This window comes from Burkholderia sp. BC1, from assembly GCF_052683555.1.
Map to the genome: position 1 here is coordinate 144690 of NZ_JBQYLP010000003.1, position 17624 is coordinate 162313.

At 68.2% G+C, this 17624-nt stretch carries 14 protein-coding genes; 5 read left to right on the forward strand and 9 right to left on the reverse strand.

The window, feature by feature from the left end; all coding sequences use genetic code 11:
• The first annotated feature begins 364 nt into the window (after nt 1–364).
• Nucleotides 365–1300, forward strand: a complete 936-nt coding sequence (locus tag ACSHSS_RS02925; protein ID WP_088925233.1) for a DMT family transporter — start codon at nt 365–367, stop codon at nt 1298–1300.
• Nucleotides 1301–1392: 92 nt separating this feature from the next.
• On the opposite strand, the gene rsmA is transcribed toward ACSHSS_RS02925, so the two are convergent.
• The 4 genes from rsmA to ACSHSS_RS02945 all read right to left on the reverse strand — a co-directional run bounded on the left by rsmA (nt 1393) and on the right by ACSHSS_RS02945 (nt 7077).
• Nucleotides 1393–2220 (reverse strand): 16S rRNA (adenine(1518)-N(6)/adenine(1519)-N(6))-dimethyltransferase RsmA, encoded by an 828-nt coding sequence (gene rsmA, locus ACSHSS_RS02930; protein ID WP_006406555.1) that lies wholly within the window; start codon nt 2218–2220, stop codon nt 1393–1395.
• Between the two features lie 95 nt (nt 2221–2315).
• Nucleotides 2316–3305, reverse strand: coding sequence for a 4-hydroxythreonine-4-phosphate dehydrogenase PdxA (pdxA, locus tag ACSHSS_RS02935; RefSeq protein ID WP_445544554.1), 990 nt, complete (start codon nt 3303–3305; stop codon nt 2316–2318).
• A gap of 7 nt (nt 3306–3312) precedes the next feature.
• Nucleotides 3313–4668 carry a peptidylprolyl isomerase gene (locus ACSHSS_RS02940; RefSeq protein WP_012212741.1) on the reverse strand — a complete coding sequence of 452 codons (1356 nt, stop codon included), beginning with the start codon at nt 4666–4668 and terminating at the stop codon, nt 3313–3315.
• A 48-nt stretch (nt 4669–4716) separates the two neighbouring features.
• Nucleotides 4717–7077 (reverse strand): LPS-assembly protein LptD, encoded by a 2361-nt coding sequence (locus ACSHSS_RS02945; protein ID WP_445544555.1) that lies wholly within the window; start codon nt 7075–7077, stop codon nt 4717–4719.
• A gap of 213 nt (nt 7078–7290) precedes the next feature.
• On the opposite strand from ACSHSS_RS02945, the gene ACSHSS_RS02950 reads away from it, so the two are divergent.
• Nucleotides 7291–8337 carry an aminoglycoside phosphotransferase family protein gene (locus tag ACSHSS_RS02950; RefSeq protein WP_445544556.1) on the forward strand — a complete coding sequence of 349 codons (1047 nt, stop codon included), beginning with the start codon at nt 7291–7293 and terminating at the stop codon, nt 8335–8337.
• A gap of 25 nt (nt 8338–8362) precedes the next feature.
• The gene (gene murU / locus ACSHSS_RS02955) at nt 8363–9085 is read left to right on the forward strand and encodes an N-acetylmuramate alpha-1-phosphate uridylyltransferase MurU (RefSeq protein ID WP_217261919.1); all 723 of its coding nucleotides are present in this window, start codon (nt 8363–8365) and stop codon (nt 9083–9085) included.
• Nucleotides 9086–9133: 48 nt separating this feature from the next.
• Here murU and ACSHSS_RS02960 read toward each other — a convergent pair whose 3' ends face one another.
• Nucleotides 9134–11005 carry an ABCB family ABC transporter ATP-binding protein/permease gene (locus ACSHSS_RS02960; RefSeq protein WP_006415987.1) on the reverse strand — a complete coding sequence of 624 codons (1872 nt, stop codon included), beginning with the start codon at nt 11003–11005 and terminating at the stop codon, nt 9134–9136.
• A 172-nt stretch (nt 11006–11177) separates the two neighbouring features.
• Here ACSHSS_RS02960 and ACSHSS_RS02965 point away from each other — a divergent pair, with 172 nt between their 5' ends.
• Nucleotides 11178–11573: an acyl-CoA thioesterase gene (locus tag ACSHSS_RS02965; protein WP_006398318.1), complete on the forward strand. Its 396-nt coding sequence runs from the start codon at nt 11178–11180 to the stop codon at nt 11571–11573.
• Between the two features lie 40 nt (nt 11574–11613).
• Here the strand turns inward: ACSHSS_RS02965 and ACSHSS_RS02970 are convergent, their stop codons facing one another.
• On the reverse strand, nt 11614–12096 hold the full coding sequence (locus tag ACSHSS_RS02970; protein ID WP_006406561.1) for a nitrate reductase associated protein: 483 nt from the start codon (nt 12094–12096) through the stop codon (nt 11614–11616).
• A 114-nt stretch (nt 12097–12210) separates the two neighbouring features.
• On the opposite strand from ACSHSS_RS02970, the gene fdhD reads away from it, so the two are divergent.
• On the forward strand, nt 12211–13041 hold the full coding sequence (gene fdhD, locus ACSHSS_RS02975) for a formate dehydrogenase accessory sulfurtransferase FdhD (RefSeq protein ID WP_006398316.1): 831 nt from the start codon (nt 12211–12213) through the stop codon (nt 13039–13041).
• A gap of 54 nt (nt 13042–13095) precedes the next feature.
• Here the strand turns inward: fdhD and ACSHSS_RS02980 are convergent, their stop codons facing one another.
• The 3 genes from ACSHSS_RS02980 to ACSHSS_RS02990 form a co-directional block, all read right to left on the reverse strand.
• The gene (locus ACSHSS_RS02980; RefSeq protein ID WP_080512312.1) at nt 13096–13863 is read right to left on the reverse strand and encodes an enoyl-CoA hydratase; all 768 of its coding nucleotides are present in this window, start codon (nt 13861–13863) and stop codon (nt 13096–13098) included.
• 91 nt (nt 13864–13954) lie between these two features.
• Nucleotides 13955–15154 carry an acetyl-CoA C-acyltransferase gene (locus tag ACSHSS_RS02985; RefSeq protein WP_445544557.1) on the reverse strand — a complete coding sequence of 400 codons (1200 nt, stop codon included), beginning with the start codon at nt 15152–15154 and terminating at the stop codon, nt 13955–13957.
• 26 nt (nt 15155–15180) lie between these two features.
• Complete coding sequence (locus ACSHSS_RS02990; RefSeq protein ID WP_445544558.1) at nt 15181–17616, reverse strand: 3-hydroxyacyl-CoA dehydrogenase/enoyl-CoA hydratase family protein; 2436 nt, start codon at nt 17614–17616, stop codon at nt 15181–15183.
• Nucleotides 17617–17624 lie beyond the last annotated feature (8 nt).

The following is a 17624-nucleotide window of genomic DNA, read 5'->3' on the forward strand; positions in this document are numbered from 1 at the left end:
ACTCTACCAGAGTCGTGGGAAATGCGTTGGGCGTGGCCGGCGAGGTGCGGCCGGCCAGGCGCGGCCGGCGAGGTGCGGCCGGCGAGGTGCGGCCGGCGAGGCACGCACGACAAGGACCGCCCCCATCCGCCGCTTCATCGGGAAAGCGCCCCTGCCTGCCGGCGCACCGATCGGGTAACATCGCAGCACCGCGCACCAAAAGCGGGCACGGCCTCCGATACCGAAACATCCAGGCCGCGCCCTTACCGCGCGATCATCCCCACTCCGCTCACACCGCCGTGCGATACCGTCGATTCGAGCGCGCACGACGCGCCGCCCGCCCTGCCTGTCCCGAGCCGCGCATGCGCGGCGCCGAGGTACGCCGATGAACGCGCTTGCCGCCGCACCCGCGCGTCGCGCGCTCGATGCGCGCGCCGTCGGTCTGATGCTGCTGCTGTGCGCGATCTGGGGTTTTCAGCAAGTCGCGATCAAGAGCACGAACGCGGCGATCCCGCCGATCTTCCAGGCCGGGCTGCGCTCGGTGATCGCCGCATTGCTGCTGTGGGCCTGGGCGCGCTCGCGCGGCACACCGCTGTTCCGCGCGGACGGCACGTTCGGCGCCGGTCTCGCAGCCGGCGCGCTGTTCGCCGGCGAATTCATCTGCGTGTTCTTCGGGCTCACGCTGACGAGCGCGTCGCATATGGCGATCTTCCTCTACACCGCACCGTGCTTCACCGCACTCGGCCTGCATCTGTTCGCGCCCGGCGAGCGGCTGCAGCGCGTGCAGTGGGCGGGTGTCGGCATCGCGTTCGCCGGCATCGCGCTCGCATTCGCGGACGGCTTCCTGAAACCGCTCGCGCCCGGCGCATCGGTGCTGGCCGGGCTTGCCGGCGATGCGCTCGGCATCCTCGGCGGCGCGATGTGGGCCGCGACGACGGTGGTCGTGCGCTCGACGTCGCTCGCCCGCGCGAGCGCGAGCAAGACGCTGTTCTACCAGCTCGCGGTGTCGGCGGTCGTGCTCGTCGCGCTCGCCGTGCTGCTCGGCCAGGCATCGTTCGCGCATGTGACGCCGGTCGCCGTGGCAAGCCTCGCGTATCAATCGGTGATCGTCGCGTTCGTCAGCTACCTGTCGTGGTTCTGGCTGCTCACGCGCTACAGCGCATCGCGGCTGTCGGTGTTCACGTTCCTGTCGCCGCTGTTCGGCGTCGCGTTCGGCGTGCTGCTGCTCGGCGAATCGGTAGGCTGGCGCTTCATGTCGGCGGCCGCGCTCGTGCTGACCGGCATCGCGCTCGTCAATGCGCCGACGCGCCGGCGCATGTAATCAGCCCCAACGCCGCGATCGAAGCACGCGCGCCGTTCGATGCGGTGCGGGAACACCGCACGCGCATCGCCGCGCGTCACGGCATCACCGCATCACTGCGCGTTGCGCGCGGCCGCGAGCGCCTGCGCGACGCCGACGTATTCGGCAACGCTGACGTCCTCCGCGCGTCGCGCGAGATCGAAGCCGAGCGCGTCGAAATCGATCGTCTCGCGATAATCGCCGAGCGTATTGCGCAGCATCTTGCGGCGCTGCGAGAACGCGGCCGTCACGATTTCGCCGAGCAGCACCGGATCGACGTCCGGCAACTCGTGCGGCGCGTACGGAATCATCCGGACGATCGCCGAATCGACCTTCGGCGGCGGCTGGAACGACTCGGGCGGCACGTCGATCAGCTTGTCCATCACGTAGCGATACTGCAGCATCACCGACAGCCGCGAAAACGCCTTCGTGCCGGGCTCCGCGACCATCCGCTCGACGACTTCGTTCTGCAGCATGAAGTGCTGATCGACGACGACGTCCGCGAACGTCATCAGATGAAACAGCAGCGGGCTCGAGATGTTGTACGGCAGATTGCCGACGATCCGCAGCGACGGCGCATCGCCGGGCGCGGCGAGCGAGCGGAAGTCGAACGCCAGCGCATCGCCCGCATGCAGTTCGAGCAAGGCGCCGAAGCGCTGCTTCAGACGCGCGATCAGGTCGCGATCGAGCTCGACTGCATGCAGCGGCGTTTCGGGCGTCGCGAGCCGCGCGATCAGCGGCTCGGTCAGCGCGCCGAGCCCGGGGCCGATCTCGACCATCCGCTGGCCGCGCGCGGGGGCGATCGTCGCGACGATCGAGTCGATCACGCCATGATCGACGAGGAAGTTCTGCCCGAAGCGCTTGCGCGCGAAATGGCCTTGATGCTGTCTGCTGTTCGACATCGGCTGAAGAAAAAACCAAAAATGCGATGAGTAAGGAAGCGGCGGCCGCGAGCGACACTGGCCGCGCCAGGCCGGGCCGGGTCAGGCATGCCGCGTCAGGCCGCGCGCCGATGCCGCGCCATCGTCACGGCCGTATCGAGCGCCGCGATCATGCTGCCGGGATCGGCGCGGCCGGTGCCGGCGAGGTCGAGCGCGGTGCCGTGGTCGACCGACGTGCGGATGATCGGCAGCCCGAGCGTCACGTTGATGCCTTCGCCGAACGTCGCGTATTTCAGTACCGGCAGCCCCTGATCGTGGAACATCGCGAGCACGCAGTCGGCGTCGGCGAGATAGCGCGGCTGGAACAGCGTGTCGGCCGGATACGGGCCGCGCGCGTCGATCTGCTGCGCCCGGGCGCGCGCGAGCGCCGGTGCGATCACGTCGATTTCCTCGCGGCCGAGATAACCGTTTTCGCCCGCATGCGGATTGAGGCCCGTCACGAGGATCCGCGGCCTGGCGAGCCCGAAGTCGCGCCGCAGGTCGCGGTCGATGATCGCGAGCGTCTCGACGAGCCCGTCGATCGTCAGCGCGGCCGACACGTCCTTCAGCGGCAGATGCGTCGTGGCGAGCGCGACGCGCAGCGGCGTCGCGCCGGTGCCCGCGAGCATCATCACGACGCGCGCCGTATGCGTGCGCTCGGCCAGATATTCGGTATGGCCGGTGAACGGCACGCCGGCATCGTTGATCGTGCTCTTCTGCAGCGGCGCGGTGACGATCGCGTCGTAGCGGCCGGCCACGGCGCCATCGATCGCCGCATCGAGCAGCGCCAGCACGTAGCGGCCGTTCGCCGCGTCGAGCCGGCCCGCATGCGCGGGCGCCGCGAGCGCATGATGCGCGATCGACACGCGCGAACCGCCGACCAGCGCGGCCCAGTCGGCGCCGACGGCCGCCGCGCGCGCTTCGAGCAGCGCGGCGTCGCCAAGCACCGTGAACTGCGCATCGGGCCAGCGCTCGCCGGCGTCGCGCAGCGCCTGCACGGTCAGCTCCGGACCGACGCCGGCCGGCTCGCCGGTCGTGATCGCGATCTGCAAGGCGCGCGCGCTCATCGTCGGCTCAGTTCGACGGCAGGCCGCCGATCTTGTACTGCACGTAGGACGAATCGCGCAGTTCGCGCAGCCAGTCCGCGTACGCCTGCTCGGCCTTGCGCTGGCCGATCGCCTGACGCGCGATGTCCATCTGCTGCTGCACTGAGCCTTCCGCTTCGCGGCGGCCGACGACCTGGATCAGGTGATAGCCGTACTCGGTACGAATGGGCTGGCTGATCTGGCCGTCCTGCAGCGCGTTCATCGCGCGCTCGAATTCGGGCACCGTCTCGCCGGGGCTGATCCAGCCGAGATCGCCGCCCTGCGACGCGGAACCGTCCTGCGAATAGGTACGCGCGAACTTCTCGAAGTCGCCGCCGGCCTCGATCTGCCGGCGGATGTCGATCAGTTGCTGGCGCGCCTGCCCTTCGGACTTGCCTTCGCCGACGCGCAGCAGGATGTGGCGCACGTGCGTCTGCACGATCTTCGGCGCCGCGGCCGTCGCACCCTGGCTCTGCCGGCGATCGACGAGGCGGATGATCTCGAAGCCGTCCGGCACGCGGATCAGCGTCGGGTTGACCTGCCCCGGACGCAGCTTCGCCGCGGCGTCGACGACGTCGGCCGGCAGCGCGCTCGGCGACTTGAAGCCGAGATCGCCGCCCTTCTTCGCATCGTCGGCTTCCGAATTGTTCTTCGCGAGCTTCTCGAAATCGGCACCCGACGTCGCCTGCTGCAGCAGCGCCTCGGCCTTCTTCTGCGCGGCTTCGATCTGCGTCTGCGGCGCGTTGGTCGGCGCCTTGATGAAGATGTGCTGGAAGCGCAGGTCCTGCTGCTGCGAGGCGTTCGGCCCGCGCTGGCTCGCGATGTAGCTTGCGACTTCGGCGTCCGACACGGTGATCTTGCTGTCGACCTCGCGCTCGCGCAGCTTCGACAGCATCAGTTCGGTACGCGCATCGGCCGTGAAGATGCTCCAGGGCACGCCTTGCGCTTCGAGACGCGAGCGATACTGGTCGAGCGTCATCCCGTTCGCCTGCGCGAGGCGCTGCAGCGTGGCCTGCACCGTCGCGTCGTCGACGCGGATCCCGTCGTCCTTCGCCTTCTGCACCTGGATGCGCTCGAGCACCATCTGGTTCAGCACCTGCGCGCGCAACTGGTCGATCGGCGGCACGGGCGCGTTCTGCTGCTGCAGCCGACGCGAGATCAGGCCGACGCGCTGGTCGAGTTCGCGGCCCGTGATGACGTCGTTGTTGACGACCGCGACGACTTCGTCGGCGAGCTGCGCGCCTTGCGAACCGAGCGCCTGCGCCGCGGCCGGCGCGGCGGCGAGCAGCGCGGCGGACGCGGCGAGGCTGGACACGACTGCCGCGAAACGAAGGGTTTTCTTCATTGCCACTGATACTCCATTGAAATCGGCTGACCGGTCAGACAGGCCGCGTTACTCGTAGTTGCTGAAGCGGGACATCGGCGGCGGTGCCGACGGCAGCGGCGTGTAGCCCGGCACGCCGGCGCGGAACGCCGCGACGAGGCCGTTGTCGACGGTCGACAGCCCCTTGAGCGTGAGCTGCATCATGAAGCGCGTCGACGAGTTCCGCTGTCCGGACGAATTCACGCCGTTGGCGAACCGCTGCACGCCGACGCCGAGCGCCCAGCAATCCGCGTCGTATTGTAAGCCGAGCAGACCGTCGACAAGCCGGTCGCCGGCCAGATCGTAGTTGAAGCGGCCGACCGCGTACAGGCGCCGCGTGAGCGGCCATTGCGCGGACACCAGGAACTGGTTGATCGGCTGTCCGTCGAGCGTCGTGCTGGCGCGCGTGTAGCGGTACGCGGCGTTGATGACCTTGCGCTCGCCGGGACTGAAGCCGAAACCGATGCTCGACTTCACGAGCTGGTTGTTGTTCTGGTTGTACTGGAACGCCGTTTCCGACATGAAGCCCGAACCGAGCTTCAGCGCAGCGCCGACGATCAGGTCGGAGTGGCGCGCCTGCGCGGCGGACTGCCCGGTGTTCAGCGTCACGCGCTGATCGGCGAAGTAGTACTGCTGCGCGATGACGAAGCGCGCGCGCTCGTCGCCGGTGCGCGGATCGATGAAGCGCGAGGTCAGGCCGGCCGTGATCCGGTTCGCGTCCGCGACGCGGTCGTTGCCGACGAACGTGTTCGGCTGGTAGATCTCCGCGAGGCCGAAGTCGGATTCCGCGGTATCGAACAGCGGCGCGTTCGACTGGTCGCGGTACGGCGTATACACGTAGTAGAGCCGCGGCTCGAGCGTCTGGATGAAGTCCTGGCCGAACAGGCGCACCGAGCGGTCGAAGATCAGCCCGGTGTCGAAGCTGACGGTCGGAATCGATTCGGTGAAGCGCTTCGGGCTGTTCGGCGTGCTCGACGACAGGTAGTTCAGGTCGTACGACGCGAAGTGGTACTGCACCTTCGGCACGACGAAGTAGCCGGGGCCGTACACGCCGTACGCGATGTACGGGTTGAAGACGATCCGGTCGCCCTGCGTCGAGTCGGCGGTCGTGATGCGGAACCGCGAGTAGTCGGCTTCCGCGCCGAAGTCGAAGCCGCCGACGTTGTACTTCGTGTACTTCACATTCAACTGCGGCTCGCGGCTGTACGGCGCGATCGACGGCGGCAGCGTCTGCCAGTGCTGGTAGCGCGCGAGCACCGACCACGGGCCCTTGTTGTACGTGAGGCCCGCTTCCTGCTGATAGAGCGTCTGCGTCCCGTTGATGAACTGGTTCATCGACCCAAGGTCTTCGGGATAGGTATTGTCCGAGACCTTGTTGTAGTAGACGTAGCCGCCGAAGCCGCCGCCGAAGTTCTGCTGGTGCTGCCAGTAGATCGCGTAGCGGTTGCGGTGCGCGAGCCGGTCGTCCGGCAGGTAGTTCGCGGTGAACGTGCCCGAGTACGTCGGCGACAGATAGCGGAACGTCGCTTCGGTCTGCACGCCGCGCCGCGAGATGATGCGCGGCGTGATCGTCAGGTCGCGGTTCGGCGCGATGTTGAAGTAGTACGGCAGCGACAGCTCGAACCCGTTGTTCGAGTTCATCGAGAACGTCGGCGGCAGCAGGCCGCTTCTGCGATCGCCCGACAGCGGGAACGTCATCCACGGGCTCGCGAAGATCGGCACGCCCTGGAAGAACAGCACGCCGTTGCGCGCGGTACCTTCGTCGGCGCCCGTGTCGAAGTCGAAGCGGCTGCCCTTGATGTACCACGCGGGATGCGTGGCGCACGCGCACGCGGTGTACGTGCCGTTCACGAACACCGAGCGCTCGCTGTCGAGCATGTCGACGCGCTCGGCGCTGCCGGAGCCGCCCGTCACGTTGAAGTGATACTTCGGCGCCGCCATGAAGCCCTGGCTCGCCTCGATCTTCAGGTGCGCTTCGGGGCCCGCGAACGACGTGCCGCCGTTGATCACCCTGACCTGGCCGTATGCATCGGCCATGTCGGTATCCTGATCGTAGTGGATCGCGTCGGCTTTCACGACCGCGTCGCCGCGCCGCAGTTCGGCCGAGCCTTTCGCGGCCATGTCCTGCTCGGCCGTGCCGCTCGTGTGGTCGGCGATCACGAACGCGGCGGGCTTCGCGCCGTCCTTCAGCGGATGTTCCTCGAGCTGCGGCGCGAGACGCAGATCCCACGGCGAATCGAGCGGCTGCGGCTGCGCGGCCGCGCCCGTCAGCTGCGCGTGCGACACGGCCGGCACGAGGCCGGGCACGGCCAGCAGTGCAAGCGCGAGCCGCCGTTTGCGCGGCGCCCCGTCAGCGGGGAAGACATTCGGGAATAGCGGTTTGGGCGGCATCTATCGTTTGGCGAATCGCCCCTTGTCAACGGCGCCTTCGACGCACGGCTGCCTGCGCCGTCGAACCGCGACTGCGGCTGAGCGCAAACCGGGGAGGCGATCGGGCGGACGGCGCGACAGGCGACGGGCCTGCACGGCGGAAGCTGACGCGGGGCGCGTCAAAAAAGTCGTGGGGTATTATATGGCAAGACGTTCCCCCCTCCGCCGAGTTTCATGACGCCCCCATCCACCGCCGCTCATCCCGACGCCCGCCTCGACGCGCTCGCCGCCTGGCTGCGCCCGCTCGCCGATCGCTACGCACTCGATCTCTCCACGCTCGCGCCGGCATCGTCCGACGCCAGTTTCCGCCGCTATTTCCGCGTCGCGTCGGCCGCGAGCGCCGGCGGCTCGCTGATCGCCGTCGACGCGCCGCCGCCCGAGAAATGCCGCGAGTTCGTGCAGGTCGCGCAGCTGCTCGCGGCGGCCGGCGACCATGTGCCCGAGGTGCTGGCGCACGATTTCGACGCCGGTTTCATGCTCGTGACCGACCTCGGCCGCACGTCGTACATCTCGGTGCTCGACCCGGCCGATCCGGTCGCCGCGCGGCCGCTGATGCGCGATGCGTTCGACGCGCTGATCCGCTTCCAGCTCACGTCGAAGCCCGACGTGCTGCCGCCGTTCGACGAAGCGTTCCTGCGCCGCGAAATGGAGCTGATGCCCGAGTGGTTCATCGGCCGCCATCTCGGCAAGCCCGTCACCGACGCGATGCGCGGCACGCTCAAGCGCACCTTCGCGCTGCTGGTCGCGAGCGCGCACGCGCAGCCGCAGGGCTTCATGCTGCGCGACTTCATGCCGCGCAACCTGATGGTCTGCGAGCCGAATCCGGGCATCCTCGACTTCCAGGACGCCGTTTACGGGCCGCTGACCTACGACGTCGTGTCGCTGCTGCGCGACGCGTTCATCAGCTGGGACGAGGAATTCGAGCTCGACTGCTTCGCCTACTACTGGGAAAAGGCGAAGAAGGCCGGCCTGCCCGTCGATCCCGATTTCGGCGAGTTCTACCGCCAGCTCGAATGGATCGGCCTGCAGCGCCATATCAAGGTGCTCGGGCTGTTCGCGCGCATCAACTATCGCGACGGCAAGCCGCACTACCTGAACGACCTGCCGCGCTTCCTCGGCTACGCGCGCAAGGTCGCGCTGCGCTACCGTCCGCTCGCGCCGTTCGCGAAGCTGCTCGACGAGCTCGAGGGCCGCACCGACGACGTCGCCTATACGTTCTGACCGCCCGACCACCACGCTGCCGAACATGAGCACCTTTCTGACCACGGCGATGATCTTCGCCGCCGGACGCGGCGAACGCATGCGCCCGTTGACCGACACCTGCCCGAAACCGCTGCTCGAAGCGGGCGGCAAGCCGCTGATCGTCTGGCAGATCGAGCGGCTCGCGCAGGCCGGCATCGAGACGATCGTGATCAACCATGCATGGCTCGGCGCGCAGATCGAGCAGGCGCTCGGCGACGGCGCGCGCTGGGGCGTGCGGCTCGTGTACTCGGCCGAAGGCGAAGCGCTCGAGACGGCCGGCGGCATCGCACAGGCGCTGCCGCTGCTCGAGCGCGACGGCCGGCCGACGGTGTTCGTCGCCGTCAGCGGCGACGTGTTCTGCGCGTTCGATTACCGCACGCTCGCGCCGCGCGCCGCGCGGATGGCCGAACTCGACGCGCCCGCGCTGCACCTCGTGATGGTGCCGAACCCGCCGTTCCACCCGGCCGGCGATTTCGCGCTCGGCGACGACGGGCGCCTGACGCTCGACGGCGCCGCGCGCCTCACATTCGGCAACATCGGGCTGTACGACACGCGGATGTTCCGCGATCTCGCGCGCGGCACGCGCCGCGCGCTGACGCCGTACTACCGCGCGGCCATCGAGGCCGGCCGCGCGAGCGGCGAACTGTACGAGGGAATCTGGGAGAACGTCGGCACGCCCGCGCAGCTGCACGAACTCGACGCACGGCTGCGCGCCGCGGGCCGCTAAGCAAGCACGGGCACGGCGCTGCGCTTCACCGCCCACGCACGGCGGCAATCACGCCGCTTCGGCCGCCTCGTCGCCGGCGGCCGCGCGCTGCTGCTGCAGCGCCCACATCTGCGCATAGAGCCCGTCCGCGCGCACGAGTTCGTCGTGCGTGCCGCGCTCGACGATCCGGCCGTGATCCATGACGAGAATCTGCTGCGCATGCACGACCGTCGACAGCCGGTGCGCGATCACGAGCGTCGTCCGATGCCGCGCGATCTGGTCGAGCTCGTGCTGGATCGCGCGCTCCGAACGCGAATCGAGCGCCGACGTCGCCTCGTCGAACAGCAGGATCGGCGGATTCTTCAGCAGCGTGCGCGCGATCGCGACACGCTGCTTCTCGCCGCCCGACAACTTCAGCCCGCGCTCGCCGACCGGCGTGTCATAGCCGTTCGGCAAGCTTTCGATGAAGTCGTGGATATGCGCGGCGCGCGCGGCCGCGATCACCTCGTCGCGCGTCGCGCTCGGCCGGCCGTATGCGATGTTGTAGTAGATCGAGTCGTTGAACAGCACGGTGTCCTGCGGCACGATCCCGATCGACGCGCGCAACGAGTCCTGCGTGACGTCGCGGATATCCTGCCCGTCGATCCGGATCGCACCGCCCGACGCGCGATCGAGATCGTAGAAGCGGAACAGCAGACGCGACAGCGTCGACTTGCCCGACCCGCTGTGCCCGACCACCGCGGTCGTCGTGCCGGCCTCGATCGTGAACGTCACGTCGTGCAGGATCGGCCGCGCCGGCTCGTAGGCGAAATTCACGTGCTCGAAGCGCACCTGCGCGCCGGCCACCGCGAGCGGCCGCGCATCGGGACGATCGGCGACTTCCTTCGCGGCCGACAGCAGGCCGAACATGCGATCCATGTCGGTGAGGCTCTGCTTCAGCTCGCGGTACACGACGCCGAGGAAGTTCAGCGGAATGTACAGCTGCAGCATGAACGTGTTGATCAGCACGAGATCGCCGAGCGTCAGCTTGCCGGCGAGCACGCCTTGCGTCGCGCGCCAGAGGATGAACACGAGCCCCGTGCCGATGATCGCCTGCTGACCGAAGTTCAGCAGCGACAGCGAGTTCTGCGAACGGATCGCGGCCTGGCGGTAGCGCTTGAGGTTCTCGTCGTAGCGCTGCGCCTCCCACTCCTCGTTGCCGAAATACTTGACCGTTTCGTAGTTGATCAGCGAATCGATCGCGCGCGAGTTGGCCCGCGAATCGAGCTCGTTCATCGTGCGGCGAAAGTGCGTGCGCCAGTTCGTGACCTTCACGGTGAACACGATGTAGGCGATCAGCGCCGCGAACGTCACGTACGCGTAATACGCGTCGTACTTGACGACGAAGAAGCCGAGCACGAGCCCGACCTCGACGAGCGTCGGCAAGATGCTGTACAGCGAATACGAGATCAGTTGCTGGATGCCGCGCGTGCCGCGCTCGATATCGCGCGACATGCCGCCCGTCTGCCGCTCGAGGTGAAAGCGCAGCGACAGTCCATGCAGATGGCGAAACACCTGCAGCGCGAGCCGACGCACCGCGCTTTCGGTGACTTTCGAGAACAGGATTTCGCGCAGCTCGGTGAACAGCGACGTCGACAGCCGCACGAGCGCATACGCGATCACGAGCAGCCCGACGCCGCCCGCGAGCACGATGCCGGCCGACTGCTCGGCGCGGCCGAGCGCGGTCAGCTGCTGCACGGACGCGAGATGATCGACGATGCGCTTCATCACGATCGGCACGCCGAGGTTCGCGACTTTCGCGCCGATCAGGCACGCGAGCGCGAGCGCGACGCGTAGCTTGTAGGTCGCGAGATACGGCAGCAGTGAACGGATCGTCTGCCAGTCGTTGCGGGGCCCGGTCGGAGCCGGCGCGGGCTCGCCGGAAGCGGAATATCGGCGCATGGGGGAAGGAACGGGCGGCGGTGCCGGGCGCCGAGCGACGGCCGGATCGCGCACTTTCTCGTACAATTTGCGGACGTCGTATTGTCGCAGAAGCCGCTTCGCGCCGCTGCCGGCGGCCTCGCAGGCCGGCGGCGCGCGGGCGGCCTATTTCTTACAGGATGAAAGCCCCGCCATGACCGAACCGACCCTCGAACTCCCGCAGAAGCAGCCGGCGCTGCGTGTCGTCCCGCAACCGCACGACGCGAACGTCCACGGCGACGTGTTCGGCGGCTGGATCATGTCGCAGGTCGACATCGCCGGATCGATTCCGGCCAGCCAGCGCGCAAACGGGCGCGTCGCGACGGTCGCGGTCAATTCGTTCGTGTTCAAGCAGCCGGTGTTCGTCGGCGATCTGCTGAGCTTCTACGCGACGATCACGCGCACCGGCAACACCTCGGTCACGGTGGACGTCGAGGTGTACGCGCAGCGCATGCGCCTGATGGGCGAAGTCGTGAAGGTCACGGAAGCGACGCTCACGTACGTCGCGACGGGCCCGGACCGCAAGCCGCGGCCGCTGCCCGCGCTGTAACGCGCGCGCGGGCCGGCACGCCGGCGCCGGGCGCGACCGCTCAGTGCGTGGCGGTCAGCCCGAACTCGCGCATCGCCGGCACGAAGTCGTGATTGAGCGTCGGCTTGCGCGACAGCTTCATCAGCACGTAGCGCTGGAACGGCGCGAGCTGCTGCCATTGCGCGACGGCCGGCACCGGCAGCCCGGCCAGTGCGCACTGCTGCGCGAGCGCATCGGGCACCGCGTCGGTCGTGCGCCACGCCGGCTGCTCTTCCGGCTGAAACCACGACGGCTCGAGATTCGCGTGCGTGCGCAGCATCTCGAACAGCGCATGGTCGAAGTTCGGTTCGATCGCCGTGTCGTCGTCGGCCGGAAAGCGCGCGAGCAGCCGGCGATCCTCGAGCGGCAGCAGCTGCCACTGCTCGAGCGAGATCCGCAAGCCGAAGCGGTCGAGATTGAAACGCACGATCATCGGAATGTAGGTGAGATTTTCCGACGATTCGTGTTCGAAATTGAATAGCAACGGTGCGTCGCTGAGTCCCATGGTCGTTACCCGAGTGGCGAACGCCGGCGCGGCCGGCCTGCCTGGGGTATTTTAGAACCTCTGCGCGCGGCCGGCGGCGACGATCGCCGCCGCCGCTGCCTCGAATCAACGGGAGTGCTCGTGAATCCGACCGAAACAGCCGAACCGCGCGGCGCGATCGAACTGTCCGTACGCCGCATGCGCGGCGGCGTCGCCGAAACGGCCCAGGACTACGTCGGCCAGGAATGGCCGGTCGCGCTCGTGTTCAACGGCATCTCGCACGCGGTGATGATGTGCACGCCGCGCGACCTCGAAGCGTTCGCGGTCGGCTTTGCGATGTCGGAAGGGATCGTCGCGCGCGGCAGCGACATCAAGGACATCGACGTGATCCTGCATGCGGACGCGCCGCTGCCGCACGCGGAAGTGCACCTCGACGTCGTCCAGCAGGCGTTCGCCGCGCTGAAGGACCGCCGCCGCGCGCTTGCCGGCCGCACCGGCTGCGGCGTCTGCGGCATCGAAAGCATCGATCTGCTCGATCTCGCGCCCGAACGCGTGCCCGACACCGGCTTTCTCGCACGGCTTGCACCCGACGCGCTCGCGCGCGCCGCGCACGCGCTGCCGGCTCACCAGACGCTCACGCAGCTGACCGGCGGCCTGCACGCGGCCGCCTGGTGCGATGCAACAGGCGCGATCCGCATGGCGTTCGAGGATGTCGGCCGTCACAATGCGCTCGACAAGCTGATCGGCTCGCTCGTGCTGTCGCGCGCGGAGCCGACCGACGGCTTCGTGTTCCTGTCCAGCCGCGCGAGCTACGAGCTCGTGCGCAAGGCTGCGCGCGTCGGCATCCCGATGGTCGCGACGATCTCCGCGCCCTCTTCGCTCGCGATCGAGATCGCGAAGGCCGCCGGGCTGCGGCTCGTCAGCTTCTGCCGCGAAACCGGCTACGTCGACTACGGCACCGCATGACCGCCGGCGGCGGCCCGACCGCGGCGCGGTCGCCAGGCCGGCACGCGCGGCGCGTCAGTCGAACTGGCGGAAATCGGGCTTGCGCTTCTCGAAGAATGCCGTCATCGCCTCGCGCGCTTCGGGCGCGCGCAGCATCGCCGAGAAATGGCCGGCCTCTTCGGCCATCCGTGCGGCCACCGTCACGCCGCCCGTATCCTTGAGCAGCGCTTTCGTCACACGCAGCGACGAGGCCGGCAGCGCCGCGAGCTTCGCGGCCTGCTTCGCGGCGAACGCGTCGAGCTCCGCGGCCGGCAGCACGCGATTGACGATCCCGATGCGGTGCGCTTCGAGTGCGTCGAACGGTTCGCCGAGCAGCAGCTTCTCCGCAGCGATCTGATGGCCGGTGAGCCGCGGCAGCAGCATGCTCGACGCGGCCTCGGGACACAGCCCGAGCTGCACGAACGGCAGCGAGAACGTCGCGGTGTCGGCCGCGTAGACGAGATCGCAGTGCAGCAGCATCGTCACGCCGACGCCGACCGCGATGCCCGGCACCGCGGCGACGATCGGCTTGCTCGCGCCGCTGATGCGCGCGAGAAACTGAAACACCGGCGCGTTCTCGTCCTTCGGCGGCGCCTTCAGGAAATCCTCGAGATCGTTGCCCGCGCTGAAATTGCCGTCGCTGCCGCGCAGCAGGATCGCGCGGACCGCGCTGTCTTCCTGCGCATCGGCGAGCGCATCGGCCATCGCCTGATACATCGCCGCCGTCAGCGCGTTCTTCTTCGCCGGCCGCGCGATCGTGATCGTCAGTACACCGTCGGCGCGTTCCACTTGAATGTCGGCCACCATCGTCTCCTTTGATTTGCCCCTACCGGAATGAAAAACGGTGCGCGAGCTCGCCGCCCGCGCACCGTCGTGGCGTTTCGTCGCGTCCCGCTTACAGGCGTTCGATGATGCCCGCCGCGCCCATGCCGGTGCCGACGCACATCGTGACCATCCCGTACTTCAGGTTGCGGCGACGCAGCCCGTGCACAACGGTCGCCGCGCGAATCGCGCCGGTCGCGCCGAGCGGGTGGCCGAGCGCGATCGCGCCGCCGAGCGGGTTCACCTTCGACGGATCGAGGCCGAGATCGCGGATCACGGCGAGCGACTGCGCGGCAAATGCCTCGTTCAGCTCGATCCAGTCGAGATCGTCCTGCTTCAGGCCCGCGGCCTTCAGCGCGGCCGGAATCGCTTCCTTCGGCCCGATGCCCATGATTTCCGGCGGCACGCCGCGCACCGCGAAGCTCGCGAAGCGCGCGAGCGGCGTCAGGTTGAATTGCTTGAGCACCTTCTCCGAGACGACGAGCAGCGCGCCCGCGCCGTCCGACGTCTGCGAGCTGTTGCCGGCCGTGACCGAACCCTTGTTCGCGAACACCGCGCGCAGCTTCGCGAGGCCTTCGAGCGACGTATCGGCACGCGGGCCTTCGTCGAGCGCGATCTCGCGCGTCTTCACGTCGATCTCGCCGCTCGCGAGATTCGGGAAGCGCTCGGTGATCGTGTACGGCGCGATTTCGTCCGCGAACTCGCCGGCCTGCTGCGCAGCGAGCGCCTTGCGGTGCGACTCGACCGAGAACGCGTCCTGGTCTTCGCGGCTTACCTTCCACTGGTCGGCCACGCGTTCGGCCGTCAGACCCATCCCGTACGCGATGCCGATGTCTTCGTTGCGATCGAAGATGTGCGGCGACATCGACGGCTTGTTGCCCATCATCGGCACCATGCTCATCGATTCGCAGCCGCCGGCGAGCAGCGCGTCCGATTCGCCGACGCGAATGCGGTCGGCCGCCATCGCCAGTGCGGTGATGCCCGATGCGCAGAAGCGGTTGACCGTGACGCCGCCGACCGTTTGCGGCAGGCCCGCGAGCAGCGCGCCCATGCGCGCGACGTTCAGGCCCTGCTCCGCTTCCGGAATCGCGCAACCGATGATCGCGTCCTCGATCAGCTTCGTGTCGAAGCCCGGCACCTGTGCGACCGTCGACTTGATCGCGTGCACCAGCAGCTCGTCCGGACGCGTGTTCTTGAAGACGCCGCGCGGGGCCTTGCCGATCGGCGTGCGGCTGGCGGCGACGATGTATGCGTCTTGCAGTTGTTTGCTCATTTGAAACTCCTTGCCTTATCGCTCGCTCAGTTACGCACCGGCTTGCCGGTCTGCAACATGCCCATGATCCGTTCCTGCGTCTTCTGCGTGCCGAGCAGCTCGACGAACGCACGACGCTCGAGCGCCAGCAGCCATTCCTCGTCGACGAGGCTGCCCACCTCGACGTCGCCGCCGCACACCGCTTCCGCGATGCGGCTCGCGATCAGGAAGTCGTGGTCGCTGATGAAGCGCCCGTCGCGCATGTTCACGAGCTGCGCCTTGATCGTCGCGATCGCCGAGCGGCCCGCGACCGGCACGTCCTTCGCACGCAGCGGCGCACGATAGCCGGTGTCGGCGAGCGCACGCGCTTCCTTCTTCGCGGTGTCGAGCAGTTCGAACACGTTGAAGACGATCGTGTCGGACGGCTTCACGTAGCCCATCGCGCGTGCATCGTGCGCGGACGACGACACCTTCGCCATCGCGGCGTTCTCGAACGACTTCGTCACGAACTTCAGCAGGTCGGTGGTGGCGTTCGCGGCCGCGGCGGCGTCCGCCGCGCGCAGTGCCGCTTCCTTCAGCCCGCCGCCGGCCGGCACGAGGCCGACGCCCACTTCGACGAGGCCGATGTAGCTCTCGACGTGCACGACGCGCTTCGCGCTGTGCAGCATCAGCTCGCACCCGCCGCCGAGCGCGATGCCCGACACGGCCGCGACGACCGGCACGTTCGCGTACTTCACGCGCAGCATGCCTTCCTGGAACTTCTTCACGAACGGCTCGATGCCCTTCGCACCGCCCATCATGAAGGCGGGCATCGCCTCTTCGAGGTTCGCGCCGGCCGAGAACGGGCCGCCCGGCGTACCGAGCTTCAGCGAGGTCGGCTGCCAGATCACGACGCCCTTGTAGTCCTTCTCGGCGAGTTCGATCGCCTGCACGAGGCCGTCGATCACGCCCGGGCCGATCGTGTTCATCTTCGACTTGAACGAGACGATCACGACGTCGTCCTCGCCCGCGCGATCGTCGACCCACGCACGCACCGAGTCGGTCTCGAACAGCGTCTTGCCGTACGTCTTCGGATCGGCGCCGGCTTCGCCAAGCAGCGGCGCGCGGAACACCTGCTTGCGATACACCGGCAGATCCGAACGCGGCACGAAGCGCTTCAACGCCGGCACCCACGAGCCTTCGGCCGTGTGCACGCCGCCCTTCTCCGCGACCGGCCCTTCGAGCACCCATGCGGGCAGCGGCACGTTGGCGAGCGCCTTGCCGGCCGCGATGTCGTCCTGCACCCACTCGGCCACCTGCTTCCAGCCGGCCGCCTGCCAGCCTTCGAACGGGCCTTCGTTCCAGCCGAAGCCCCAGCGGATCGCGAGGTCGACGTCGCGCGCGTTGTCGGCGATCGACTCGAGATGCACGCCGATGTAGTGGAACACGTCGCGGAAGATCGACCAGAGGAACTGCGCATGCGGATGGTTCGTTTCGCGCAGCAGCTTCAGCCGCTCGGCCGGCGGACGCTTCAGGATGCGCGCGACCGTTTCGTCGGCCTTCGCGCCCGAATCGACGTAGCTGCCCGTCTTCGCGTCGAGCACCTTGATCGCCTTGCCTTCCTTCTTGTAGAAGCCGGCGCCCGTCTTCTGGCCGAGCGCGCCCTGCTTCACGAGCTCGGCGAGTACGGCCGGCGTCTGGTAGACCGGGAAGAACGGATCGTCGGCGAGGTTGTCCTGCATCGTCTTGATTACGTGCGCCATCGTGTCGAGGCCGACCACGTCCGCGGTGCGGAACGTCGCCGACTTCGCGCGACCGAGGCGGCTGCCCGTCAGATCGTCGACTTCGTCGAAACGCAGGCCGAACTTCGCGGCTTCCGTGATCACGGCGAGGATCGAGAAGATGCCGACGCGGTTCGCGATGAAGTTCGGCGTATCCTTCGCGCGCACGACGCCCTTGCCGACGACGCTCGTCAGGAACGTCTCGAGCTGGTCGAGAATCTCCGGACGCGTATGCGCGGTCGGGATCAGCTCGACGAGGTGCATGTAGCGCGGCGGATTGAAGAAGTGCACGCCGCAGAAGCGCGCCTTCAGTTCGTCCGAAAACCCTTCGGACAGCTTCGTGATCGACAGGCCCGAGGTGTTCGTCGCGAAGATCGCGTTCGGGCCGATGTGCGGCGCGACCTTCTTGTAGAGGTCGTGCTTCCAGTCCATCCGCTCGGCGATCGCCTCGATCACGACGTCGCACTCGGCGAGCTTCGCGATGTCGTCGTCGTAGTTCGCGGCTTCGAGGTATTTCGCGTCGTCCTTCACGCCGAACGGCGCGGGCGACAGCTTCTTCAGATTCTCGATCGCCTTCAGCGCGATCGCGTTTTTCGGGCCTTCCTTGGCCGGCAGGTCGAACAGCAGCACGGGCACGCGCGCGTTGACGAGATGCGCGGCGATCTGCGCGCCCATCACGCCGGCGCCCAGCACGGCCACCTTGCGAATCAGGAAATTGCTCACGGGATGTC

Bases quoted from the DNA above. Each gene is read 5' to 3' on its own strand.
- ACSHSS_RS02970 (WP_006406561.1), bottom strand. From the start codon at position 12,096: ATGGGACTCAGCGACGCACCGTTGCTATTCAATTTCGAACACGAATCG.
- ACSHSS_RS02960 (WP_006415987.1), bottom strand. From the start codon at position 11,005: ATGCGCCGATATTCCGCTTCCGGCGAGCCCGCGCCGGCTCCGACCGGG.
- ACSHSS_RS02925 (WP_088925233.1), top strand. From the start codon at position 365: ATGAACGCGCTTGCCGCCGCACCCGCGCGTCGCGCGCTCGATGCGCGC.
- ACSHSS_RS02965 (WP_006398318.1), top strand. From the start codon at position 11,178: ATGACCGAACCGACCCTCGAACTCCCGCAGAAGCAGCCGGCGCTGCGT.
- ACSHSS_RS02945 (WP_445544555.1), bottom strand. From the start codon at position 7,077: ATGCCGCCCAAACCGCTATTCCCGAATGTCTTCCCCGCTGACGGGGCG.
- pdxA (WP_445544554.1), bottom strand. From the start codon at position 3,305: ATGAGCGCGCGCGCCTTGCAGATCGCGATCACGACCGGCGAGCCGGCC.
- ACSHSS_RS02940 (WP_012212741.1), bottom strand. From the start codon at position 4,668: ATGAAGAAAACCCTTCGTTTCGCGGCAGTCGTGTCCAGCCTCGCCGCG.
- murU (WP_217261919.1), top strand. From the start codon at position 8,363: ATGAGCACCTTTCTGACCACGGCGATGATCTTCGCCGCCGGACGCGGC.
- rsmA (WP_006406555.1), bottom strand. From the start codon at position 2,220: ATGTCGAACAGCAGACAGCATCAAGGCCATTTCGCGCGCAAGCGCTTC.
- ACSHSS_RS02985 (WP_445544557.1), bottom strand. From the start codon at position 15,154: ATGAGCAAACAACTGCAAGACGCATACATCGTCGCCGCCAGCCGCACG.
- ACSHSS_RS02950 (WP_445544556.1), top strand. From the start codon at position 7,291: ATGACGCCCCCATCCACCGCCGCTCATCCCGACGCCCGCCTCGACGCG.